This window comes from Streptomyces regalis, from assembly GCF_001509475.1.
Taxonomy (GTDB): domain Bacteria; phylum Actinomycetota; class Actinomycetes; order Streptomycetales; family Streptomycetaceae; genus Streptomyces; species Streptomyces regalis.
Genome location: NZ_LLZG01000069.1, coordinates 60,206 through 81,614 on the forward strand (window position 1 = coordinate 60,206; position 21,409 = coordinate 81,614).

At 70.1% G+C, this 21,409-nt stretch carries 22 protein-coding genes; 12 read left to right on the forward strand and 10 right to left on the reverse strand.

Features of this window, described 5'->3' with window-relative positions:
- Nucleotides 1-9 precede the first annotated feature (9 nt).
- Together ADL12_RS12070 and ADL12_RS12075 are read left to right on the forward strand one after the other, a co-directional pair.
- A complete protein-coding gene (locus ADL12_RS12070) occupies nucleotides 10-402 on the forward strand; it encodes a YidH family protein (RefSeq protein WP_062701594.1) in 393 nt (130 codons plus the stop codon).
- Nucleotides 399-728: a DUF202 domain-containing protein gene (locus tag ADL12_RS12075; RefSeq protein ID WP_062701421.1), complete on the forward strand. Its 330-nt coding sequence runs from the start codon at nucleotides 399-401 to the stop codon at nucleotides 726-728. The genes ADL12_RS12070 and ADL12_RS12075 overlap by 4 nt, the downstream gene beginning before the upstream one ends.
- A gap of 42 nt (nucleotides 729-770) precedes the next feature.
- Here ADL12_RS12075 and ADL12_RS12080 read toward each other — a convergent pair whose 3' ends face one another.
- On the reverse strand, nucleotides 771-1,748 hold the full coding sequence (locus ADL12_RS12080) for an NADP-dependent oxidoreductase (protein WP_062701423.1): 978 nt from the start codon (nucleotides 1,746-1,748) through the stop codon (nucleotides 771-773).
- Between the two features lie 112 nt (nucleotides 1,749-1,860).
- Between ADL12_RS12080 and ADL12_RS12085 the strand changes: the two genes are divergently transcribed.
- The 3 genes from ADL12_RS12085 to ADL12_RS12095 all read left to right on the forward strand — a co-directional run bounded on the left by ADL12_RS12085 (nucleotide 1,861) and on the right by ADL12_RS12095 (nucleotide 4,568).
- On the forward strand, nucleotides 1,861-2,157 hold the full coding sequence (locus ADL12_RS12085) for a hypothetical protein (protein ID WP_062701425.1): 297 nt from the start codon (nucleotides 1,861-1,863) through the stop codon (nucleotides 2,155-2,157).
- A gap of 167 nt (nucleotides 2,158-2,324) precedes the next feature.
- Entirely contained in the window at nucleotides 2,325-3,347 is a 1,023-nt protein-coding gene (locus tag ADL12_RS12090) for a phosphotransferase family protein (RefSeq protein ID WP_062701427.1), read from the forward strand.
- A 6-nt stretch (nucleotides 3,348-3,353) separates the two neighbouring features.
- Entirely contained in the window at nucleotides 3,354-4,568 is a 1,215-nt protein-coding gene (locus tag ADL12_RS12095; RefSeq protein WP_062701429.1) for an acyl-CoA dehydrogenase, read from the forward strand.
- 223 nt (nucleotides 4,569-4,791) lie between these two features.
- Here ADL12_RS12095 and ADL12_RS12100 read toward each other — a convergent pair whose 3' ends face one another.
- From ADL12_RS12100 to ADL12_RS12110, 3 genes are read right to left on the reverse strand one after another with little or no spacing between them, the layout of a single operon-like run.
- Nucleotides 4,792-5,385 (reverse strand): TetR/AcrR family transcriptional regulator, encoded by a 594-nt coding sequence (locus tag ADL12_RS12100; RefSeq protein ID WP_062701431.1) that lies wholly within the window; start codon nucleotides 5,383-5,385, stop codon nucleotides 4,792-4,794.
- A 38-nt stretch (nucleotides 5,386-5,423) separates the two neighbouring features.
- On the reverse strand, nucleotides 5,424-7,094 hold the full coding sequence (locus ADL12_RS12105; protein WP_062701597.1) for a class I adenylate-forming enzyme family protein: 1,671 nt from the start codon (nucleotides 7,092-7,094) through the stop codon (nucleotides 5,424-5,426).
- Nucleotides 7,091-7,864, reverse strand: a complete 774-nt coding sequence (locus ADL12_RS12110; RefSeq protein ID WP_062701432.1) for an SDR family oxidoreductase — start codon at nucleotides 7,862-7,864, stop codon at nucleotides 7,091-7,093. Before ADL12_RS12110 ends, ADL12_RS12105 begins: the two co-directional genes overlap by 4 nt.
- A gap of 222 nt (nucleotides 7,865-8,086) precedes the next feature.
- Between ADL12_RS12110 and ADL12_RS12115 the strand changes: the two genes are divergently transcribed.
- Complete coding sequence (locus tag ADL12_RS12115) at nucleotides 8,087-9,322, forward strand: exo-beta-N-acetylmuramidase NamZ family protein (protein ID WP_062701599.1); 1,236 nt, start codon at nucleotides 8,087-8,089, stop codon at nucleotides 9,320-9,322.
- 107 nt (nucleotides 9,323-9,429) lie between these two features.
- Nucleotides 9,430-10,767 carry a hypothetical protein gene (locus ADL12_RS12120; protein ID WP_062701434.1) on the forward strand — a complete coding sequence of 446 codons (1,338 nt, stop codon included), beginning with the start codon at nucleotides 9,430-9,432 and terminating at the stop codon, nucleotides 10,765-10,767.
- A gap of 18 nt (nucleotides 10,768-10,785) precedes the next feature.
- Here ADL12_RS12120 and ADL12_RS12125 read toward each other — a convergent pair whose 3' ends face one another.
- Nucleotides 10,786-13,584: a penicillin acylase family protein gene (locus ADL12_RS12125; RefSeq protein ID WP_079051986.1), complete on the reverse strand. Its 2,799-nt coding sequence runs from the start codon at nucleotides 13,582-13,584 to the stop codon at nucleotides 10,786-10,788.
- 230 nt (nucleotides 13,585-13,814) lie between these two features.
- On the opposite strand from ADL12_RS12125, the gene ADL12_RS12130 reads away from it, so the two are divergent.
- Both ADL12_RS12130 and ADL12_RS12135 read left to right on the forward strand, forming a co-directional pair.
- Entirely contained in the window at nucleotides 13,815-14,420 is a 606-nt protein-coding gene (locus ADL12_RS12130; RefSeq protein WP_062701436.1) for a hypothetical protein, read from the forward strand.
- A gap of 104 nt (nucleotides 14,421-14,524) precedes the next feature.
- Nucleotides 14,525-15,262, forward strand: coding sequence for a 3-keto-5-aminohexanoate cleavage protein (locus tag ADL12_RS12135; RefSeq protein ID WP_062701438.1), 738 nt, complete (start codon nucleotides 14,525-14,527; stop codon nucleotides 15,260-15,262).
- On the opposite strand, the gene ADL12_RS12140 is transcribed toward ADL12_RS12135, so the two are convergent.
- On the reverse strand, nucleotides 15,208-15,942 hold the full coding sequence (locus tag ADL12_RS12140; RefSeq protein WP_062701440.1) for a hypothetical protein: 735 nt from the start codon (nucleotides 15,940-15,942) through the stop codon (nucleotides 15,208-15,210). The genes ADL12_RS12135 and ADL12_RS12140 overlap by 55 nt on opposite strands.
- Before the next feature lie 158 nt (nucleotides 15,943-16,100).
- On the opposite strand from ADL12_RS12140, the gene ADL12_RS12145 reads away from it, so the two are divergent.
- A complete protein-coding gene (locus ADL12_RS12145) occupies nucleotides 16,101-17,168 on the forward strand; it encodes an RNA ligase (ATP) (RefSeq protein ID WP_062701442.1) in 1,068 nt (355 codons plus the stop codon).
- A gap of 107 nt (nucleotides 17,169-17,275) precedes the next feature.
- Here the strand turns inward: ADL12_RS12145 and soxR are convergent, their stop codons facing one another.
- Nucleotides 17,276-17,755, reverse strand: a complete 480-nt coding sequence (soxR, locus tag ADL12_RS12150) for a redox-sensitive transcriptional activator SoxR (protein ID WP_062701444.1) — start codon at nucleotides 17,753-17,755, stop codon at nucleotides 17,276-17,278.
- Between the two features lie 115 nt (nucleotides 17,756-17,870).
- On the opposite strand from soxR, the gene ADL12_RS12155 reads away from it, so the two are divergent.
- Nucleotides 17,871-18,332, forward strand: a complete 462-nt coding sequence (locus ADL12_RS12155; protein WP_062701446.1) for a MaoC family dehydratase — start codon at nucleotides 17,871-17,873, stop codon at nucleotides 18,330-18,332.
- Nucleotides 18,333-18,361: 29 nt separating this feature from the next.
- Here the strand turns inward: ADL12_RS12155 and ADL12_RS12160 are convergent, their stop codons facing one another.
- From ADL12_RS12160 to ADL12_RS12170, 3 genes are all read right to left on the reverse strand, one after another.
- Nucleotides 18,362-18,985 (reverse strand): TetR/AcrR family transcriptional regulator, encoded by a 624-nt coding sequence (locus tag ADL12_RS12160; RefSeq protein ID WP_062701448.1) that lies wholly within the window; start codon nucleotides 18,983-18,985, stop codon nucleotides 18,362-18,364.
- Nucleotides 18,986-19,106: 121 nt separating this feature from the next.
- Nucleotides 19,107-19,394 carry a YiaA/YiaB family inner membrane protein gene (locus tag ADL12_RS12165; RefSeq protein WP_062701451.1) on the reverse strand — a complete coding sequence of 96 codons (288 nt, stop codon included), beginning with the start codon at nucleotides 19,392-19,394 and terminating at the stop codon, nucleotides 19,107-19,109.
- Between the two features lie 60 nt (nucleotides 19,395-19,454).
- Nucleotides 19,455-20,606 (reverse strand): acyl-CoA dehydrogenase family protein, encoded by a 1,152-nt coding sequence (locus ADL12_RS12170; protein ID WP_062701453.1) that lies wholly within the window; start codon nucleotides 20,604-20,606, stop codon nucleotides 19,455-19,457.
- Between the two features lie 124 nt (nucleotides 20,607-20,730).
- Between ADL12_RS12170 and ADL12_RS12175 the strand changes: the two genes are divergently transcribed.
- Nucleotides 20,731-21,372 (forward strand): TetR/AcrR family transcriptional regulator, encoded by a 642-nt coding sequence (locus ADL12_RS12175; RefSeq protein WP_062701455.1) that lies wholly within the window; start codon nucleotides 20,731-20,733, stop codon nucleotides 21,370-21,372.
- Nucleotides 21,373-21,409 lie beyond the last annotated feature (37 nt).

Below are 21,409 nucleotides of genomic sequence, written 5' to 3' on the forward strand. Positions count from 1 at the left end.
GTCGTGCATGTGATCGAGTTCGTACGGAACGTCCGGCTGTGGTTCGCGCCGCAGCAGATCCGGCAGGAGGGCAGCACCCCCGACTACCGGTTCTCGCTGGCGAACGAGCGCACCTTCCTGGCCTGGCTGCGTACCGCGCTCGCGCTGATCGGCGGCGGCTTCGCGGTGGACCAGTTCCTGCCGGACCTGCGGTGGGGCTGGCGCGTGGGGCTGGCGCTGGCGTTGCTCGCGGCCGGTGTGCTGTGTTCGCTGCGCGCGGTCAATCACTGGGTGCGCTGCGAGCGGGCGATGCGCAGGGGCGAGGACCTGCCGGTGTCGCGGTTCCCGGCGGTGCTGAGCATCGTGGTCGCGGTCGTGGCCGTCGCCATGGTCGTTGTCGTGCTCGTGGGGTGGGAAGGGTGAGCCCGGGGGCAGTCACGGAACCGGTGCGGGATCCGGGGCTGCAGCCCGAGCGGACGCGCCTGGCGTGGCGCCGTACGACACTGTCCGGCACCGTGGCCGCCGTACTCGCCGTGAAGACCGCGCTGCACGGCCAGGTCTCGGTGGTCGGCATCGTCGTATGCGCCCTGTGTTTCGGGCTGTGGCTGGGCTTCCTGGCCCTCGCACACCGCCGCATCCGCGTCCTCGCCGCCTCGGCCGAACCCGGAGCACTCGCCCCCCGGCATGCCACGGCCACGGTCCTGCTCACCGTGGCCCTGGCCGTGTGCGGTGCCGCCCTCGTCCTCTGAGGCCGGCCGGCCCTGGACTGCCTCATTGCCCCTACCGCCTGGTCACTCCTCTCCCTGCCACAGCCCCTCCGGCGCCACCACCACCTCCGCCTCCCAGTCCACCGTCACCACGATCTTGCCCCGCGTACGGCCCTCCTGGCTGAGCCGGTGTGCGTCCGCCGTCTGCTCCAGCGGGAACGTCTCCGAGACATGCACGGACACCACCCCTTCCTCCGCCAGCTCGGACAGCCGCAGCAGGTCCTCCGCGTCAGGGCGGACGAAGTAGTAGCGGCCGCCGTAGTCGAAGACGTCCGGGTCGGCGATCGACACCAGGCGGCCCTCCGGGGCGAGGAGGTTGGCCGAGGCCCTCAGTGCCTCGCCGCCGACCGTGTCGAAGGCCGCGTCCACGCCTTCGGGCGCCAGCCCCCGCACCCGTTCGGTCAGGCCGTCGCCGTACTCGACCGGTTCGCCGCCGAGGCCGCGTACGAAGTCGTGGTTGTGCCCGCTCGCCGTACCGATGACCCGGGCGCCCAGATGGCGGGCGAGCTGGACGGCGATGGAGCCCACCCCGCCGGCCGCGGCATGCACGAGGACGGTCTCGCCGCGCCTGACCTGGAGCACCTTGATCAGCACCTGATACGCCGTCAGCCCCACCAGGGGCAGACCGGCGGCCTCCTCCCAGGTGAGGTTGCGGGGCTTGCGCGCGAGGGTGCGGAGCGGGGCCGCGACGTACTCGGCGAAGGTGCCGCGGGAGAGGAGGTCCTCGCGTACGTAGCCGATGACCTCGTCACCGACGCCGAACTCCGTGACGGACACACCCGGTTGGACCACGACACCCGACACGTCCCATCCCGGGACCACCGGGAAGGCCGGCTCGAGCATCCGGTCCATATGGCCCTCGCGGCACTTCCAGTCGACCGGGTTGACCGCCGCCGCCCGCACCTTGACCAGCACCGAGTCGGGGCCGACCTTCGGGTCGCGCACCTCTCCGTATGCGAGCACCTCGGGGCCGCCGTAGCTTGTGTAGCTGATGCCCTTCATGGGTCCGACCCTCTGCGGTCACAGGACGCCACGCAAGCCGAATAACCCGATATGCGCCGTTCGCGTGGCAGCCTGTGCGTCGTCACCACCTGCACCTCCGAAGGCGAGCACCATGACCACCCTTCACATGGAACACCCCTCCCACACGCACACCCACGGCGCCGACTGCGGGCACACCGCCGTCCCGCACGGCGACCACACCGACTACGCGCACGACGGTCACCTCCACCGCGAGCACAGTGGCCACTGGGACGAGTGCGAGGCGGACGGGCACGTGGCACACGAGGGCCACCCCCATCAGCACGGCGCCGAATGCGGGCACGAGAGCGTCCTGCACGGCGACCACGTCGACTACCTCCACGACAGCCACCGGCACGCCGCCCACGCCGGCCACTGGGACGACCACTGAGCGCGGCCGTACTGGCCGAGAAGGCACCACGACAGCTCCCCGGCGGACCGCGCGGGGAGCTGTCGGCCTATCGTGGCCCCGATCACGTTCGGCTTCCGCACTGGACTACATACCGACTGGTCGGCATCATGAGTCAGGTCCCGTTCACCTGCCTGTAGGAGCGACGTATGAGCCCCGACCATCCGCCCGGTCTCAATCTCGACCGGCTGCACGGCCTGCTCGAGCGCGAGCGGCCCGGTCTGGCGCAGGGTCCACTGACCGGCCGACTGATCGAGGGCGGACGGTCGAACCTCACCTACATGATGTCCGACGGCACGTCGAAGTGGGTCGTACGGCGCCCCCCGCTCGGCCATGTCCTCGCCACCGCGCACGACATGAAGCGCGAGCACCGGGTCATCAGCGCGCTGTACCCGACGAACGTACCGGTGCCGCGACCAGTGCTGCTGTGCGAGGACGAGGAGGTGCTCGGGGCGCCGTTCTACGTCATGGAGTTCGTCGAGGGCACCCCGTACCGCACCGCCGACCAGCTGGCCCCGCTCGGCCCTGAGCGCACCCGGGGCGCGGTGCTGTCCCTGGTGGACACACTCGTCGAGCTGCACGCGGTGGATCCGGCAGAGGTGGGGCTCGCGGACTTCGGCCGGCCCGAGGGTTTCCTGGACCGGCAACTGCGCCGCTGGGGCAAGCAGTTGGACGCCTCCCGCAACCGCGACCTGGCCGGCATCGACGAGCTGCACGCGAACCTCGGACGGCGGCTGCCCGCCTCCCCCGCCCCGGCGGTCGTGCACGGCGACTACCGGCTCGACAACGTGCTCATCGGCGAGGACGACCGGATCAAGGCGATCCTGGACTGGGAGATGTCCACGCTCGGCGATCCGCTGACCGACCTGGGTCTGCTGGTGATGTACAGCATCCCGCTGAGCATGGCGAACTCCCCGGTCTCCACGACCGCCGAGGCTCCCGGCCATCCCGCGCCCGGCGAGCTGATCGAGCGGTACGCCGCGCGCTCGGGGCGCGACGTCTCCGCGGTGTCCTGGTACACGGCGTTCGCCTGGTTCAAGCTCGCCGTGATCCTGGAGGGCATCCACTACCGCTACACGCTGGGTCAGACGGTGGGCCGCGGCTTCGACCGCATCGGCGACCTGGTCCCCGTCTTCATCGAGCACGGTCTGACCACCCTTCAGGAAGGCTGACGGCACATGGACTTCGCGTTCGACGCACGCACCGAGGAGCTGCGCGGCAAGCTGCTGGCCTTCATGGACGAGTACGTCTATCCGGCCGAGGCCGTGGCGGAGGAGCAGCGCGCACAGCTGGCCTCGCCGTGGGACACGCCGGCAGTGGTCGAGGAGCTCAAGGCCGAGGCGCGCCGGCAGGGGCTGTGGAACCTCTTCCTCCCCGACGCCGAGTACGGCGCCGGGCTGACCAACCTCCAGTACGCCCCGCTCGCCGAGATCACCGGGCGCTCCCCGCAGCTGGCGCCCACCGCGCTGAACTGCGCGGCGCCGGACACCGGGAACATGGAGGTGCTGACCCAGTTCGGCGACGAGCAGCACAAGAAGCAGTGGCTGGAGCCTCTGCTGGCCGGCGAGATCCGCTCGGCGTTCGCGATGACCGAGCCGGAGGTGGCCTCCTCGGACGCCACCAACATCACCACGCACATCGAGCGGGACGGCGACGAGTACGTCATCACGGGCCGCAAGTGGTACATCTCCGGGGCGATGAACCCGGACTGCAAGATCTTCATCGTGATGGGCAAGACGGACCCGGACGGGGCCGACATCCGCCGCCAGCAGTCCATGGTCCTGGTGCCCCGCGACACCCCGGGCGTCACCGTCAAGCGGGCGATGCAGGTCTTCGGCTACGAGGACCACTACCACGGCGGCCACGCCGAGGTGATCTTCGACCACGCGCGCGTGCCGGTGTCGAACCTGATCGGCGAGGAGGGCGGCGGCTTCGCCATCGCCCAGGCGCGGCTCGGTCCCGGCCGCATTCACCACTGCATGCGGCTGATCGGCATGGCCGAGCGGGCGATCGAGCTGATGTGCAAGCGGGCCGTGTCCCGTACGGCCTTCGGCAAGGCGCTGGCCCAGCAGGGCGTGGTGCACAACTGGATCGCCGACGCGCGCGTGACGGTCGAGCAGCTGCGGCTGCTGGTGCTGAAGACGGCCTGGCTGATGGACACCGTCGGCAACCGGGGCGCCCACACGGAGATCCAGTCCATCAAGATCGCTACCCCGCGTGCGGTCGTCGACATCATCGACCGCGCGATCCAGCTGCACGGTGCGGGTGGCGTCAGCCAGGACTTCCCGCTGGCCGAGCTGTACGCCGCGGCGCGGACGCTGATGATCGCCGACGGTCCGGACGAGGTGCACCAGCGGTCGCTGGCGCGGCGGGAGTTGAAGAAGTACATGTGACGCGGCGCGGCGGGAGTTCTTCGCCCCCGCCGCCCCTACCCGTCCCATCCCCAGAGGGCTCCGCCCCCTGGACCCCCGCTCCTCAAACGCCGGAGGGGCTGAGTTTTTCAGCCCGTCCGGCGTTTGAGGACGAGGCCCGTTCAGGCCCGAAGCGGGGGTCTGGGGGCGGCAGCCCCCAGAGATGGGACGGGTAGGGGCGGCGGGGGCGAGGACTATCGCGGCATCACGGTCGCAGCGCGCGCAGCAGCAGGTCGGCCAGGTGGTCGGCGACCTCCTGGGGGCTCATCGGGCCGTCGGGGCGGTACCAGGTCGACAGATGGTGGACGGACCCGAAGTGGTAGTCGACCACGAGGTCGGCCGGGGTCGCCTTCGAGAAGACGCCCGACTCCTGCCCCTCCTCGACGAGCGCGCGGAAGCGTTCGTGGTAGCGCCGGCGCTCGGCGCGCACCTGCTTGTTCTTCTCCGGGCTCAGATGGTGCATCGAGCGGAAGAAGATCATCGCGTCGTCGAGGTTCTCGATCGTCGTGACGACGACATCGGCCGCCGCGCCTCTGAGCCGCTTCTCGATGGGCTCGTCGGCGTTCGCGAACGCGTCCAGCCGCTCCTGCTGAACGCGCAGGACGCGCGCGTACACCTCGTGCAGGAGGTCGTCCTTGGAGCCGAAGTAGTGGTACAGCGCCCCCTTGGTGACGCCGGCCGCCTCGACGATCTCCTGCACCGAGGTGCGGTCGTAGCCCTGCTCGGCGAAGAGCCGGGTGGCGGCGGCGAGCAGCCGCTGCGGGACGGGCGTACCGTCACCGTCCGTCGTCCTGGCCACTGTGCCGCCACCTGCCTTCCGAGATGTCTGCCTGCTGTCTAGCCGTCGTTCGCGCGTGAACGAAGTTCCCGCCGGAGGATCTTCCCACTTGCCGTCTTGGGCAAGTCGGGCAGGATCTCCACCTGACGCGGATATTTGTAGGCGGCCAGTCTCTCCCTGCAGTACGCGGCGAGTGCGTCGGGGTCGGTTTCCGCACCCGGACGGAGGCTGATGTACGCCTTGACGGTCTCCCCGCGGTACCCGTCGGCCACCCCGACGACGGCCGCCTCGCGCACCGCCGGGTGGGTGTAGAGCACGTCCTCGACCTCGCGCGGCCAGACCTTGAAGCCGGACGCGTTGATCATGTCCTTCTTGCGGTCGACGACGTACAGCCAGCCCTGCTCATCCATGAAGCCGATGTCACCCGTGCGCAGCTCGCCGTCGGGGAAGGTCTCGGCGGTGGCGTCGGGGCGCCGCCAGTAGCCGGGCACGACCTGCGGCCCGCGCACCACGATCTCGCCCTGCTCGCCGAACGGCACCTCCTCGCCCGCGTCGTCGACGATCCGCACGACCGTCTCGGGCCCCGGCAGCCCCACGGCGAGCGTCCCGGAGACCGGGTCGACGGGGGCCTCCAGGCCGGGCGGGACGGAGGCGCAGGGGGCGGTGCACTCGGTGAGGCCGTAGCCGTTGCGGATGTACGGCCCCAGGCCGGCCCGGAACTTCTCCACCAGGGCGGGCGGCAGCGGGGCGCCGCCGGAGGAGATCATCCGGAAGGAGGCGAAGTGGTCCCGGGTGACCGTCGGGTGCGCGGCCAGCGCCATGAACGCGGTCGACGGGCCGACCGTGTAGTGCGGCCCGTGCTCAGCGAACGCGTCGAGTACGACACCCGCCTCGAAGCGGTACGCCAGCACGAGTGTGCCGGCGCTGTCGAGACAGGCGCCGAGCTGACAGACCATCCCGGTGATGTGGAAGAGGGGCGCCATCGCGAAGTAGACGGGCGCCTCGGGCAGCTCAAGGCCGGTCCGCTGCCGCTCGGCGTTGTACATGATGTTGTCGTGCGTGTTGGTGGCGCCCTTGGGGGTGCCGCTGGTGCCCGAGGTGTAGCTGATCAGCGCGATGTCGGACGGGCCGAGGTCACGGCCCTGCGGCGGCTTGTGCCCGGCGCGTGCGACAGCCGCCAGGTCCTCGGCGTCGTCGGCCTGCGGGAGCCGCTCGAAGGTGAGCACGCGCGCGTCGTTGCGCGTCTGGAAATCCAACTCACAGCCGGTGAGTGCGATCCGCACCGGCGACTCGGCCGCCGCCTCGCGCAGATACGACTCCCAGGCCCGGTCGGAACAGATCAGCGCGGCCACCTCACCGTCCCGCAGGACGTGGCCGACTTCCCCCGACTTGTACATCGGGTTGACGGGCACGACGATCGCCCCCGCCTTCCAGGCGCCGAGCAGCGCGAGCACGAAGTGCGGCGAGTTCTGCAGGAGGATCGCCACCCGGTCGCCGCGCTCCAGACCACGGGCGGCGAGGTGCCCGGCGACGGAGTCGCTGAGCTCGTCGACCTCGCGGTAGCTCAGGCGGCCGTCGAAGTAGGCGAGGAAGGTGCGCTCCGGGGTCTCGGCGACCACCCGGCGCAGGGCGTGCACGAGGGTGTCGGCCGGGTCTATCGGGCCGCGCTGGGCGTCGCTGAGCAGGGCCAGCCAGGGCTTGGCCGAGTAACAGGAGGAGGCATCGGTCACCGGCTCGCCTCCCACTTCTGCTGGATGTGGTTCATGTTGGTCAGCCAGCGGTCCGGTTCGGTGGCCCGCGCCTGGTAGAACCCGGCGACCTCGGGGTGCGGAAGGATCAGGAAGCGATCCTCCTCCATGCCCTTGAACAGGGCGTCCGCGACGTCGTCCGGTTCGATCGCCGTCGGGTGGAGCACCAGGTCGCCCGCGCTGCCGGTGGCGGCGAGCATGTCGGTGCGCACGCCCTGCGGGCAGATGGCGTGGACCTTCAGCCCACGGTGGCGGTACGTCAGCGACAGATACTCGGCGAAGGCGTAGGCACCGTGCTTGGTGACGGCGTAGGGCGCCGCGCCGATCATGGTGAGCAGCCCGGCGGCGGAGACGGTGGAGACGAAACGCCCGCTGCCCCGCTCCAGCCAGTCCGGGAGCAGCTCGCCCGCGGCACGCACGTGTGCCATGACGTTGACGTCCCAGGACACCGTCCAGGCCTTCTCGTCGAGAGGCTGCGCCGGGCGCTCGTCTCCGAAGGCGACACCGGCGTTGGCGCAGTAGACGTCGACGGTGCCATCGAGCGCCTCGCGGGCCTCGGACACGATCGAGGAGGCATCGCCCGGCACCGCGACACCGCCGATCTCGTCGGCGACCGCCTGGGCTTTCCCGGCATCCAGATCGTTGACGACGACGCGGGCTCCCTCGGCGGCGAAGCGCCGGGCAAGGGCCGCGCCGATGCCACCTCCAGCCCCGGTAACGACGACTCCGGCATCCTGAACGGCTTCCACCATCGGTCTCCTTCGACTGCGGCTCTCCTGCGACGGCCAGACTAACCGGTCGGTATGTATCAAGGAAGGGGTGTGATGACGCCCTCAGGGGCGCGGGGTGTGTCGACATGCGCCTCCGCCGCGATGGGGGTCCCCCCGCTCGAACGAAGCCGAGAGTGGGGGAGCGACAAGCCACGGCATACCGGCACCTTCCACACAACCTGCCGGAGCAATACCGTGCACAACATGCGCCTATCCAGACGAGCCCTACTCGCAGCGACAACGGCAGCAGCATCCCTACCTTCAGCACAGGCCACGGCGGCGGAGCATCGCAGGCCCCTGCGGACCGGCTTCGAGCGGCTCGCAGCCGACGGTTATTCGGTCCTCGAAGGCCGGCACGTCGGAATCGTCACCAACCCCACCGGCGTGACCCGAGATGTCCGCCACATCGTAGACGTCATGCACGCCGACAAGAGGGTGAACCTGGGAGCCGTCTTCGGCCCCGAACACGGCTTCCGCGGCACTGCCCAGGCAGGCGGCTCCGAAGGCCGCTACGACGACCCGGCGACCGGCCTCCCGGTCTACGACACGTACCTCAAGAGCGGCCGCCCCCTCGCCGACATCTTCACCGCGTCCGGCGTCGACACGATCGTCTTCGACATCCAGGACGTGGGCGCCCGCTTCTACACCTACATCTGGACCCTGTACGACTGCATGGAGGCGGCCCAGCTCGCCGGCAAGCGCTTCGTCGTACTCGACCGCCCGAACCCCGTGACCGGACGCGCGGCCCAAGGCCCGGTCCTCCACAAGGAGTTCGCCACCTTCGTCGGCCGCCAACCCATCTCCCAGGCGCACGGCATGACGGTCGCGGAGCTGGCGCGGCTGTTCAACGGGGAGTTCCTCACCACCCCCGTACCTCTGGAGATCGTACGGATGACGGGCTGGCGGCGGTCCGAGTTCTTCGACGCCTGGGGCCTGCCCTGGGTCCCGCCGAGCCCGAACATGCCGACTCCGGACACCGCGCTGGTGTACTCGGGGACCTGCCTCTTCGAGGGCACGAACCTGTCGGAGGGACGCGGCACCACCCGCCCCTTCGAACTGCTCGGCGCGGAAGGCATCGACGGACGCTGGGCGGCCGCCGTGAACGAACTCGGCCTGCCCGGCGTGCACTTCAGGGAGGCGTACTTCGCGCCCACGTTCTCGAAGTTCCAGGGCAAGACCATCGGCGGCGTACAGATCCATGTGCACGACCGGGCCGCGTACGACCCCATCCGCACCGGGATCGCCCTGCTCGTGACCGCCAAGAAGGTCTGGAGCGGCTTCGGTTGGCGTCCCGACAACTGGATCGACAAGCTCACCGGTTCCACCCAGGTGCGCACGATGATCGACGCGGGCGCGAGTGCCGACGAGGTGGTGGCGGGCTGGCAGCAGGAGCTGGCGGCGTTCCGGCGGATGCGCAGGGAGTACCTGCTGTACAAATGAGCGCCCCGATTGTGCGCCCCGGATGAGTGACGACGTATGGCCATTTCCGCCTGGTAGCAGGACGATGCGCCCGTATCGCACCACCACGGGGGACGAGGGGGCCTGTCATGGCGAATCCGGCAGTGAGCGTGACTCCTTACTGGGAGCTGACCTTCGACGCGGACGGGGACCCGGACGCCAGGACGCGGGACCGGCTGCCGGCCGGGGTGGCGCAGCACCACGTGCGTGATCTGATCGTCTTCGCGCACGGCTGGAACAGCGACCGCTCGGGGGCGACCCGGCTGTACGACCGCTTCTTCGCGCCGATCCCGCAGCTCGCTCCGGCGGCGAAGATCGGGTACGTGGGGGTGGTCTGGCCGTCGATGCGGTTCTCGGACGAGCCAATCCCCGACTTCCCAGCCTTTCCGCGGGCCGCGGCGGCCGAGATGCCGCGTCGGCCGGTGCTGGACAAGGACACGCGGCACGCGCTGCTGGAGACGTTCCCGGGGCGGGCGACCGTGATCGACCAGATCGCGCGGATGCTGGACCAGCAGCCGCGCGAGGAGGGCGAGTTGGAGGAGTTCGGGCGGCTGGTGCGGATGCTGGTGGACATCGTGCCGCCGGGGCCGCAGGTGCTGTTCGCGGCCGACATGCTGGCGGAGGGGGTGCCGCAGAACTCGCCGGACATGCTCTCGGAGTCCACGGCCGCCGTGTGCGAGGAGTTCGCACAGGCGCTGACATATCTGGAGGCGCCGGACGGAGCGCCGGAGGGTGCGGCCTCGTTCTCGTTGCCGAACCCTTGGGAGGGCGCGCACGAGTTGCTTCGGCAGGCGACGTACTACGCCATGAAGCGACGCGCGGGAACCGTCGGTGAGCGCGGGCTCGGCCCGGTGATCGGGCAGCTGGCCGCGCGGGAGCCCGAGGTGCGGGTGCATCTCGTCGGGCACAGCTTCGGTGCGCGGCTGGTGTCGTTCGCGTTGCGGGGACTGCCGAAGGGCGTGCGGACGGTGAAGTCCGTGACGCTGCTCCAAGGGGCCTTCTCGCACTACGCGTTCGCGTCGCGGCTCCCGCACGACGCCCGGGCGGGTGGGGTGCTGGAGGGCCAGCACAACCGTATCGACGGACCGCTGGTGTGCTGCTACTCGCGGCACGACCAGGCCCTGTCCACGATGTATCCGCTGGCCTCCCGTATGGCGGGGGACGCACGAGGGGTCGCGGCCCTGGACATCGGCCGGATGCTGGGCGCCAAGTGGGGTGCGATGGGGCACGACGGGGTGCAGGCGGTGCCCGGGACGCGGTCGCTGAAGCTGGCCGACGCGCTCAAGGCGACGCTTCCGACTGCCGGGTGCGTGAACATCGACGCGGCGGCGGTCGTACGGCGTGGCGGGCCCCCGGCGGGAGCGCACAGCGACATCCTGCACCGGGAGCTGGCACAGGTGGTGCTGGCGGCGGGCCGCATCGAGTGACCCGCCGCCACTGACCCGTCACCGATGTGACGTGAACTCCACGACCTGCTGATACGTGGGCCGGTTCTGCCAGCTGATCTTGCCGTGCTTGATGCCGCCCAGCGTCCGCTGGACGATCGAGTCGGCGCACCACTGGTCGCCCGCCGAGCACTGGTCGTCGCCGGGGTAGACCTGGGCCGCGGTCTTGCCGGCCGCCTCCTTCAGGGTGCTGATCAGGATGTCCCGGCAGGCGCTGAGGCTGCCCCCGCCGCAGTACTTCCGGTCGAGCGGGCCCTGCACCGACTCCCCGAGCACGGCCCGGATGTCCTTGTCGACGTAGCTCCACCAGCCGTACTGGAAGGAGCTTCCGGCGTGCGAGCCGGTCGGGCCGTGCCCGGCGGACGGGGACTCGTCGATGGGCAGGCTGTTCGTCATCGCGGCGTACAGCTCGCTGCCGAGGCCCGGTTCGAACTCGGCCTTCACCAGCAGCGGCCACCACGCGTCCAGGATGCGGATCGCGTCGGCGTCGGCGTACGTCTTCGAACCGGCCGACGTCTCGGTGCGCTTGCCGCCCGCGGAGATCCACGCCTGGAGCTTGCTCACCGCCGCCGCGGCCGTGGAGTCGGTCACCGTGGAGCTGTTGACGACCTTGAGCAGATCCGGGAGTACGTCCTCGGCCCGCAGGTCGGCCAGCCCCGCATCCGCCATGGCCTTCACCAGCGAAGCCCGGGTCACGCCGCCCGCGTCGACGAGCTTCTTCACCCGGTTCTCGAGCAGGTTGCCGCGGTGGACGGAGCCGTCACCCCAGGGTGCGGTCGTGTAGTCCTTGGCCTGCTTGTTGTTCCAGGAGATGTAGTAGTCCTGGTCCATGGAGTTGGGGTGGGCGGAGGGCGGGGTGTACTGCGCGGTGTTCGTCGTCGGGTTCCAGCCCCGCCACTCGTACGCCGACTGCGCCCACACCGGGAACTCCGCGTCGACGCCGGTCGCCCGGACCGGGTTGTCGCCGCTGTTGTAGTAGGCGGTGTGCTCGGAGTCGGCGTAGAACCAGTTGAAGGTGTAGTTGATGTGCTGCACCGCCTTCTGGAAGTCCTCCGGGCCCTTGACGTAGTCCGGGTCGTTCAGCATCTGGAAGCCGATGATCGAGTCGGCCTCGTGCAGATAGGACGAGCGCAGGGTGGTGTAGGCGACCTTCTTGCCGCCGACGGTCGCGCGGTGCGTGACGGGACCGTACTTCGTGCGCCAGACCCGCATCGTGTACGACCCCTCGGCGGTCCCGTCGGCGGTCGTCGGCTTCCAGGCGTTCTTCTGCTCGACCTTGTCCATGGCCGTGCAGGTGCCGCGGTAGAGGTAGTGGTGGTCGTCCTGGCACAGCTCGACGGCGTAGGTGTCGATGATGTCCTGGCCGGAGGTGGTGGCGCTCCACGAGTAGTCCTGGCCGCGGCCCAGCTCCACGTACATGCTCAGGCCGGCGAAGGAGGCGCCGCGGGCGCTGATGCCCGGGCCCTGGATCTCCTGGAGCAGGAGGAGCTGGGGTGCAAAGTAGCCGGTCTGCGGGCCGAAGACGGCGACCGGGTGGCCGCTGGCGGTGTGCTCGCCGCTCACCACCAGGGCGTTGGACATGCCCCGCTTGGCCGAGGTCATGGCGGTCGCGGCGGCCGTGGTGGAGGCGCCGTTCGCGGCGGAGCCGGACGCGCTGCCCGTACGGTCGTACACGAGCTGTTCCTCGGTCACCGAGCCGGCGTCGGGCAGGGCCTCGCCCTGCGGGTCGGCGGGCTTGGTGGCGTACGGGAAGCTCTTGTCGTGGACGGTGACGACCGCCTCGGGGTCGTTGCGCTCGCGGAACGACTCCCAGAGCTTGGTGCCCTCGGCCACGCCGTACTTCTCCTGCGCGGCGAGCAGGGAGATCGCGTTGTTGACCTCGCCGCCGCCGCCGGAGCCGAACAGGGCGCCGATGACGGAGCCCAGCGCGACCAGGTCGGTCTGCTTGAAGTGCTCGATCGTGCCGGCGTTGGTGACAGAGTCCTTGTGGCCGGTCAGGACGTACTCGCCGGGGAAGTAGCGGCCGCTGTCGGAGGCGTCGATGTAGGCGTTGATGCCGTCGAGGTAGGCGTTGGCGTCGGCGAGGGCCTGCTGCCCGCGTTCGCCGTTATTGGCGACGGCGTTGTCGATCTGGGCCTGAAGATCGGCTTCCGTGTACGGGGCGTTGCGCCAGAACTGCTGCTCCAGGCCCTGGTTGGAGGGCGCCCCGCCCGCGAACGAGGTCAGCTGGCCGCGTCCGACGTGCCGGAAAACGTCCATCAGCCACAGCCGGTCCTGGGCGGCCGCATAGCCGGCGCCGAACTCCGTGCCGTATCTGGTGGTGCCGGTGATGTGCGGCACACCCGTCTTCTTGTCACGGACGATCGTCACGTCGCTGCGCCCGGCGGGATTCACGGTGGAGGCGACTTGATCGGACGGGACGCCGAACGACGCGTCGTTGAAGAAGGTGTTGATCGTCGCGTTGGTGAGGCCGGAGTAGCCCTTGGCCAGGTTGGCGTAGGGGCCCAGCTGGTCCGAGGCGTGTTCGGGCATGCTGCCGAAGGCCTGGTTGAGCAGGATCTGGGCGAGGGTGGCGTTGCCGTTCTGGCCCGGCGGAAGGATGTCGGAACACTGGTTCCCGCAGTGGTCGGCGGCGGCCGCAGCCTCGGCCGCCGCGGCTTCGGGCGCGGTCGCGGCTTGGGAAAGTGGCGACAGAAGACCGGCAATCAGGGCGCATATGGATGCCGTCTTCAGGAACCCGGGGAATCTGCCGGGAGTTCTCAGACTGTCTGGGGCGTTGCGTGGGGTACGCCGTGGCATGGCAGCTCCTACCGACGAGGGTGGGCCGGATGTTACCGGCGGTATCCCCGGGATTGAAGATGAACATGCGTCACTTTTTGGAGTCACCAGGGCTCGCTATGGAGGTCATCGGAAATCAGATGGAGCCGAATCGCTTGTCGATACGTCTATTCGTCAACGTCGCGCGAAGTCCGTGCGGCGACGCCGAAGTGACCGAAGTACAGGTGCAGATGTGACGGAGGTGCAGGGCGATGGCCGGTTTTCGGAGTCTGGCGAGACAGGTGCGAGATCCGCGGTGCGATCTGGCGCTGCGGCGCTACTCGCTGCGTAAGTGCCTTGAGCGGTTCGCTCCTTACGGGCACAGGGCGACCTGGGACCACTTGTGCTCCCGGGCAGGGTTCGGTCCGGAGGACCGGTCTCCCGATCCGGCGCGGCTCGTGGCCGCGTTGGACGAGCTGGAGGAGGCCCGTTCGGTCTGGCTGGCCTATGAGGTCGAGTTCGCCGAGCGACGCAGGAAGGAAAAGCACGACGGACTGCGCAGGCCGGGCAGCGTGGACGACTGGCACCGGCTGACCTGGGGCGGTTTCGGAGTCGCCTGGTGCGACAACCCCCGGGTCCACCCGCACGAACCACTGGCCGAGGTGCTGCGCCGACTGATCTCCGCGCTGGAGCGCGAACCGGGCTCGGAGTGCCCGGCGTGCGGCGGGGAGCGGCTGATCTGGAGTTACGACCTGGCCCATGAACCGTCGTCGGGCCCGGTCTGCACGGACTGCGGAATCGTGGTGCCGCGTCCGGTCCTCACGCCCGAGGCGCTGGCGGCGTCGCGGCGCGAACGGCGGCTGCTGGTGTCCGCCTAGTACGACGGGGGTGCGCCGGGGATGCCGCACCCCCTTTTGCCACCGTGGGTTCACCGCCTTGGCTTCCCACTCCCGTTGTCAGTGGTGGCTGGCACCATCGAGACATGATCCAGGTGTGTCTGAACGGGCCCCGGGGGGCGGGCGACGGTGCGGTGGTGCCTCTCTCGCCGGAGGCCATGGCCGAGTCCGCCGCGGCTGCCGTCGCGGCCGGGGCCACGGACATCCATGTCCACCCCAAGACTTCCTGCGGGCAGGACAGTCTGTCTCCGCGTGTACTCGCGCCGGTGCTCGAGGCGATACGGGCCCGGGTGTCGGTGCCGGTCGGCGTGACCACGGGCGCGTGGGCGGAACCGGATGCGGCGGCCCGGGTGGAGCGGATACGGAGCTGGTCGGCGCTCCCGGTTCTCCCCGACCACGCCTCGGTCAACTGGCATGAGCCGGGCGCCGAGGAGGTGGCGGCGGCGCTGATGGAGCGAGGCGTGGGCGTCGAGGCCGGCATCTGGCCCGGCACGGACGGGGCGGCACGGTTCGCCGCCTCGCCGCTGGGGCCGAGGGTGCTGCGGGTGCTGGCGGAGGTGACGGACAGGTCGGCGGCGACGGCCGAGGAGAGCGCGCGGGCGCTCCTGGCCGAGCTGGGCTCGGCGTTCGGCCGTCCGGTGCTGCTGCACGGGGAGGACGCAGGGGCGTGGCCCGTGCTCCGGCTGGCGGGGCGGCTGAGGCTGGCGACGCGCATCGGCCTGGAGGACACGTTGGTCCTGCCGGACGGGGAACGGGCGGCTTCCAACGCTCAGTTGGTGGCGGAGGGGCTGGTCCAGTACGGGTGGGCCCAACGGTCGTCGTAGGGCAGGGCGAGGAGTTCGGTGCGTGTGGCGAGGTCGGGCTCGCCCTGGGCGCGGAGGCGGGCGGGGGCGTGTGCGACCAGCCAGGACTGGAGTTCCGCGATCAAGGGGGCCTCATCGTCGCGGTCCCACCAGTCGAATGGTGAGGCGTCGAAGTCCAACTGGTACAGCCACGTCGCCGCGCAAGTCGCGAGATGTGCGTCCGCCACAGCATGACTGTGCCAACGGTCGAGCAGCGGAGTCATGGTGCCGAGGATCATGGCGCAGGTCTCGAACACATCGGCAACGGGGTACGGCGGCTCGGGCGTTGTGAGGACGTCCTGCCACCAGGCGTACACGAACGTCTCGACGGCAGCGGCCTGCTCCGCGGGCCAGGCCCGCCAGTCGACCCGGCTCAGTCCGTGGTGCCCCCAGCCGATGCGGTCCAGCGTGCCCTCGGCCATCGCATGCGCGGCCTGGGGCAGCAGGCGCCGCATCACGGCGGCGTGGTTTTCGAAGTGATCGGGGACCTTGAAGACGAACCTGCGGACCAGGTCGGCGGGCACGCGCGTGTACGGCGTGCGCAGATACGCCGTCTCCTCCGGCTGGAAGCACCGCTCGCAGCCGATCTCCGTAGGGCTGGCGAACCCGTTGAAGACCGTGTCGATGTCCGCGAGGGCGGCGTCAAGGGCAGGTGAGGGCATGGGAATGCGTCCCGTCAGGACTCCATGCGCGGCGGAGTACCGCAGCCGCCGGCCGAAGATCGCGACGATACCAACCGCTAATCCGCTCGCTCCAGCCCTTTCCCGTCCGGACAGTTGGGGGCGATGAAACACACCTGAGGAAGACCGAGGAGTCCCCGATGTCGACGCTGCGCGTCACCGCCGAAGTGCTGACCGTCCACGAGCATCCCAACGCCGACGCGCTGGAGCTGGCCCAGGTGGGCCTGTACCGGGCCGTCGTCGCCAAGGGCACGTACCGCACCGGTGAGGCCGCCGTGTACATCCCCGAGCAGTCCGTGCTGCCGGCCGAACTGATCGAGGAACTGGGGCTGACCGGACGGCTGGCGGGGAGCAGGGCCGACCGAGTCAAGGCGGTGCGGTTGCGCGGCGAGCTGTCGCAGGGGATCGTGTGCCGGCCGAAGTCGCTGGCCGACGTCGATCTGGCCCGGGCGGCTGCGGAGGGGACCGACTTCGCCGGGGTGCTCGGGGTCACCAAGTGGGTACCGCCGATCCCGCCCACGATGTCCGGTGAGGTGGAGTCGGCGCCGGATCTGCTGCCCTGGGTCGACATCGAGAACATCCAGCGGTATCCGGACATCTTCGTGCCCGGTGAGCCCGTGGTGCTGACCGAGAAGCTGCACGGCTCGGCGTGCCTGCTGACGTATGTCGCCGACGAGGAGCGGGTGTACGTGTCCTCCAAGGGGTTCGGGGGGAAGTCGCTGGCGCTGAAGGAGGACCCGCGGAATCTGTACTGGCGGGCTGTGCGGGGGCACGGCGTCGCGGAGGTCGCGGCTCGGGTGGCCGAGCGGCTGGGGGCTCGGCGGGTCGGGATCTTCGGGGAGGTTTTCGGGGCTGGGGTGCAGGACCTGACGTACGGGGCGGACGGCCGGCGGGACACGCTGGGGTACGCCGCGTTCGACGTGTCCGCGGAGATCGACGGTCGTGTGGAGTGGCTGGACGCGGCGGAGGTGCTGCGGGGGGAACTGCCTTTGGTGCCACGGCTGTTCGAGGGGCCGTACGACATCGAGCGGGTGCTGGAGGTCGCCAGTGGGCGGGAGACGGTGTCCGGGCGGGAGCTGCATCTGCGGGAGGGCGTGGTGATACGGCCGGTCGGTGAGCGGTACAGCACGGTGACCGGAGGGCGGGCGATCGCGAAGGCGGTGAGTCCGGCGTATCTGACACGGAAGGGTGGCACCGAGTACGAGTGAGCGGAGCTCACCCAGGGGCGCGGGGCTGTATCGATGTGCGGCTCCGCCGCGTGGGCGCGATCAACCACACACAACCCGCACCCGCCGTACGAGCCAAAGCCCCGAGTTCATAGGCGCCCCTGACGGTCTCCCCCTCGCTCCACCAGCAGCCGCGACCCGGTCAGCCGCTCACCGAAGACGTCGTCCGGGTTGGACAGGACGCACGTGTCGAGGGAGAGGCAGCCGCAGCCGATGCAGTCGGTCAAGTGGTCGCGGAGGCGGTTCAGTTGCTTGATGCGTTCGTCCAGTTCCGAGCGCCAGGCCTCGGACAGGCGGGCCCAGTCCTCGTGGGTGGGGGTGCGCTCCTCGGGGAGTTCGGCGAGGGCCTCGCGGATCGTGGCCAGGGGGATGCCGACGCGTTGCGCGGCCCGGACGAAGGCGACCCGGCGGAGGGTGTCACGGCTGTAGCGGCGCTGGTTGCCGGAGGTACGGCGGCTGCTGATCAGACCCTTGGACTCGTAGAAGTGCAGGGCGGAGACGGCGGCGCCGCTGCGCGCCGACAGTTGGCCGACGGTCAGCTCGTGGATCTTCTCGGGGATCTGGGGCACTCCTCAGAGCCTACCGACCGCGTCGCACGCCCGTGCCGTTGACATAGACCTCGCGCCCGACCATGCTAAGCAGTCGCTTAGACATTGTGGGACTGCGACGCGAGAGGCCGGGAACATGGCAGAGCCGAGGATCTTCACGTCCGTCGACGACCTGAAGGCGGCGGTGGGCGAGCAGCTGGGGTACACCGACTGGCTGGAGATCGACCAGAAGCGGATCGACCTGTTCGCCGAGGCCACCGGCGACCATCAGTGGATCCACGTCGACCCGGAGAAGGCGGCCGCCGGACCCTTCGGGACCACCATCGCCCACGGGTACCTGACCCTGTCGCTGCTGCCCCTCTTCGGACCCCAGCTGATCAAGGTCGAGGGCATGAAGATGGGCGTCAACTACGGCACCAACAAGGTCCGTTTCCCCTCCCCCGTGCCGGTCGGCTCGCGGTTGCGCGCGACCGCGAGGATCAGCAACGTCGAGGACGTGCCCGGCGGCGCCCAGCTGACCGTCGCCTACACCGTGGAGCGCGACGGCGGGGACAAGCCGGTCTGCGTGGCCGAGTCGGTGGCCCGCTTCTACGTCTGACCCGCTTCTTCGCCTGAGGGAGCCGCTGGCTACTTGACCCCCACCATCCGCAGCACGAGGTCGGCGTAGAGCGCGCCGACCTCGTCGGGTGCCCAGGGGCCGTCGACGCTGAACCAGCGGGCCACGTCGATGCAGAGCGAGAGGACGGCGAGGGTCGTGCCCTTCACGTCCAGGACGTCGAAGTCGCCGGCCGCCACGCCGTCCTCGATGATCCCGCGCACCTCGGCGTCACACTGCCGGCGCAGCGCGAGGATCTCGGCGCGGGCGTCCGGGCCGAGCGAGTCCAGCTCGTACTGCACGACCCGGGCAGTGGTGCGCCCGCCGGCGTGCCAACGGACGAAGGAGCTCACCGCGTCGGCGAGCCGCTCGGCCGCCGTGCCCTCGCGGCGGGAAGCCGTACGCAGGATCTCGAGCGCCTTCTCGTGGCCGATCCTGCTGATGCGGTGGAGCAGCTCTTCCTTGGTCTTGTAGTGGATGTAGAGCGCGGCCGGGCTCATGCCGGCGCGGCCCGCGATGTCACGGGTCGTCGTGGCGTGGTAGCCGCGCTCGGCGAAGGCCTCCACGGCGGCGATCAGCAGCCGCCGGGCCGCGTCGGGCGTGACCTCACCCCACGCCGACGTGTCGCCGCCGGCCGTCTCCTCCGCCGTACTCATCGCTCACTCGCCCCTCTCGCTGACAGGGGAACCACCATACCGCTGAAGGTGAGCGGGCGCTTAGCGTGGCCGTTCGGAGCTTTTCGAAGGGTCGGAGCTTTCGAAGGGGCGGATCTTTGGGTCAGATCTTTTCGAAGGGGTCGTGTTCCGCGAGGAGCTTCTCCAGTCGCGCCTGGTCCACCCGGCTCACGATCTGCCCGGCCTCCTGACGGTCCCGGATCACCTTCGCGAGGGTGAACGCCGAGGTCACCAGGTACAGAACCGCGATCGCGAGGAAGCCGCGCACCCAGGCGTCGGCGTTCAGCTGGTAGATACCGACGCCCGTGGCGGCCATGGCGACCGCGAAGGAGGCCACGGCCTGCCCGTAGAACGCCGCCGTGCTCTGCTGCTTGACCGGTGTGTCACTCATGGACAACAGGGTCGGCGGTTGTGGCGCCGGACACATCCGCCGAGATACTCAGCCACGTACTCAGAACGCCGAAACCCCGGTCAGCGCCCGCCCGATGACCAGCTTCTGGATCTGGCTGGTGCCCTCGTAGAGGGTCATCACGCGGGCATCGCGCAGCAGCTTGCCCGCCGGGTACTCGTCGATGTAGCCGTAGCCGCCGAAGACCTGGAGGGCATTGTTGGCGGCGCGGACGGCGGCCTCCGAGGCGAAGAGTTTGGCCTTGGAGGACTCGACGGCGAAGGGCTGCCCGCGGTCGATCAGGTCGGCGACCCGCCAGGTCAGCAGCCGTGCCGCGTCCACATCGACGGCGATGTCGCTGATCAGCTCCTGGACCAGCTGGTGACGGGCGATGGGCTTGCCGAACTGCTCGCGTTCACCGGCGTACCGGACGGCCGCGTCCAGCGCGGCCTGGGCTAGGCCCACGCAGCCCGCCGCGACCGACATCCGGCCCTTCGCCAGGGCCGACATGGCGACCGAGAAGCCCTTGCCCTCCTCCCCCAGCATGACCTCGGCAGGCACCCGTACGTCCTCAAGGACCAGCTCTGCGGTGGCCTGGCCGCGCAGGCCGAGCTTGCCGTGGATGGTGCGGCGGGTCAGGCCGGGGGTGTCGGTGGGGACGAGGAAGGCCGAGACGCCCTTGTGCCCCGGCGCGTCGGTGGAGCGGGCGAAGAGCAGGACGACGTCGGCCCAAGTGCCGTTCGTGATGAACATCTTGGTGCCGTTGATCACGTAGTCGTCGCCGTCGCGCACCGCCCGCGTGGCGAGGTTGCCCGCGTCGGAGCCGGTGCCCGGCTCGGTGAGCCCGAAGCAGCCGACGTACTCACCGGAGGTGAGCCCCGGCAGCCAGCGGCGCTTGTGCTCCTCGTCGCCCCAGGCGGCGATGGTCTTGGCGACCAGGCCGAGCGAGACGGAGACGATGCCGCGCACGGACGAGTCCCCGCGCCCCAGCTCCTCCGTGACCAGGCAGTACGCGAGATGGTCGCCGCCCGAGCCGCCGTATTCCTCGTCGATGGTCAGGCCCAGGAAGCCGACCTCGCCGAGCTTCTTGACGACTGCGCGGTCCACTTCCTCGGCACGGTCCCACGCGACGACGTTCGGGGCGATCTCGCGCTTCACGAAGTCCCGGGCGAGCTGCCGGACGGCGGTCTGCTCCTCGCTGAGCTCCAGGTTCATGCCGAGTCACCCCACAGACAGTGGCCCTCCCCACGGACGGTGGCCGTGAAGGGGCCGTACATTGAAAGCCGTACATTTAAATTAGCACTGCTAGTTTCTATTCGGCAGCCCTACTATGTGCGCCATGGCCCGACCGCGCAAGCCCCTCCTCAGCTACGACCGGATCGTCGAGACGGCGCGCGAACTCGTCGACGCGGAGGGCCTCGCGGCCGTCTCCACGCGTCGGCTCGCCGCCGAGCTGGGCGTGAGCGGGCCGTCCCTCTACAACCACTTCCGCACGAAGGACGAGATCCTGGAGGCGGTCGCCGACTCGGTGAGCGCCCAGGTCGATCTGTCGATGTTCGAGGACGGCCGGGACTGGCGGACCGCGCTGCACGACTGGGCCGTCTCCTACCGGGCCGCCCTGCGGGACCACCCGAACATCGTCCCGGTCCTCGCCCAGGGCCCCGGCCGGCGCCCCGCCGGGCTGCGCCTCGCCGACGCCGTCTACGGCGCGATGGTCGCCGCGGGCTGGCCGCCGGCGCAGGCCACGTCCATCGGCGCGCTGATGCGGTACTTCATCATGGGCTCGGCGCTCGGCTCGTTCGCCGGGGGCTTCGTGGACGACGCGAGCGCGTACGACCCCGCCGACTACCCCCACCTCGGCCAGGCCCATCTCCTCGCCGAGCAGCAGGAGAAGATCGACGAACGGGCCTTCGAGACGGGCCTCACGGCGCTGCTGGACGGGTTGGCGCAGCAGTACGAGCAGGTCGGGCGGGCCGGCTAGCCACGGTTCGGCGGGTGCCGAAGTGTCCGTGCAGCAT

Bases quoted from the DNA above. Each gene is read 5' to 3' on its own strand.
- ADL12_RS12080 (WP_062701423.1), bottom strand. From the start codon at position 1,748: ATGAAGGGCATCAGCTACACAAGCTACGGCGGCCCCGAGGTGCTCGCA.
- ADL12_RS12160 (WP_062701448.1), bottom strand. From the start codon at position 18,985: ATGAGTACGGCGGAGGAGACGGCCGGCGGCGACACGTCGGCGTGGGGT.
- ADL12_RS12110 (WP_062701432.1), bottom strand. From the start codon at position 7,864: ATGGTGGAAGCCGTTCAGGATGCCGGAGTCGTCGTTACCGGGGCTGGA.
- ADL12_RS12175 (WP_062701455.1), top strand. From the start codon at position 20,731: ATGGCCCGACCGCGCAAGCCCCTCCTCAGCTACGACCGGATCGTCGAG.
- ADL12_RS12135 (WP_062701438.1), top strand. From the start codon at position 14,525: ATGATCCAGGTGTGTCTGAACGGGCCCCGGGGGGCGGGCGACGGTGCG.
- ADL12_RS12170 (WP_062701453.1), bottom strand. From the start codon at position 20,606: ATGAACCTGGAGCTCAGCGAGGAGCAGACCGCCGTCCGGCAGCTCGCC.
- ADL12_RS12085 (WP_062701425.1), top strand. From the start codon at position 1,861: ATGACCACCCTTCACATGGAACACCCCTCCCACACGCACACCCACGGC.
- ADL12_RS12125 (WP_079051986.1), bottom strand. From the start codon at position 13,584: ATGCCACGGCGTACCCCACGCAACGCCCCAGACAGTCTGAGAACTCCC.
- ADL12_RS12115 (WP_062701599.1), top strand. From the start codon at position 8,087: ATGCGCCTATCCAGACGAGCCCTACTCGCAGCGACAACGGCAGCAGCA.
- ADL12_RS12165 (WP_062701451.1), bottom strand. From the start codon at position 19,394: ATGAGTGACACACCGGTCAAGCAGCAGAGCACGGCGGCGTTCTACGGG.
- ADL12_RS12120 (WP_062701434.1), top strand. From the start codon at position 9,430: ATGGCGAATCCGGCAGTGAGCGTGACTCCTTACTGGGAGCTGACCTTC.
- ADL12_RS12130 (WP_062701436.1), top strand. From the start codon at position 13,815: ATGGCCGGTTTTCGGAGTCTGGCGAGACAGGTGCGAGATCCGCGGTGC.
- ADL12_RS12095 (WP_062701429.1), top strand. From the start codon at position 3,354: ATGGACTTCGCGTTCGACGCACGCACCGAGGAGCTGCGCGGCAAGCTG.
- ADL12_RS12155 (WP_062701446.1), top strand. From the start codon at position 17,871: ATGGCAGAGCCGAGGATCTTCACGTCCGTCGACGACCTGAAGGCGGCG.
- ADL12_RS12090 (WP_062701427.1), top strand. From the start codon at position 2,325: ATGAGCCCCGACCATCCGCCCGGTCTCAATCTCGACCGGCTGCACGGC.
- ADL12_RS12145 (WP_062701442.1), top strand. From the start codon at position 16,101: ATGTCGACGCTGCGCGTCACCGCCGAAGTGCTGACCGTCCACGAGCAT.
- ADL12_RS12140 (WP_062701440.1), bottom strand. From the start codon at position 15,942: ATGCCCTCACCTGCCCTTGACGCCGCCCTCGCGGACATCGACACGGTC.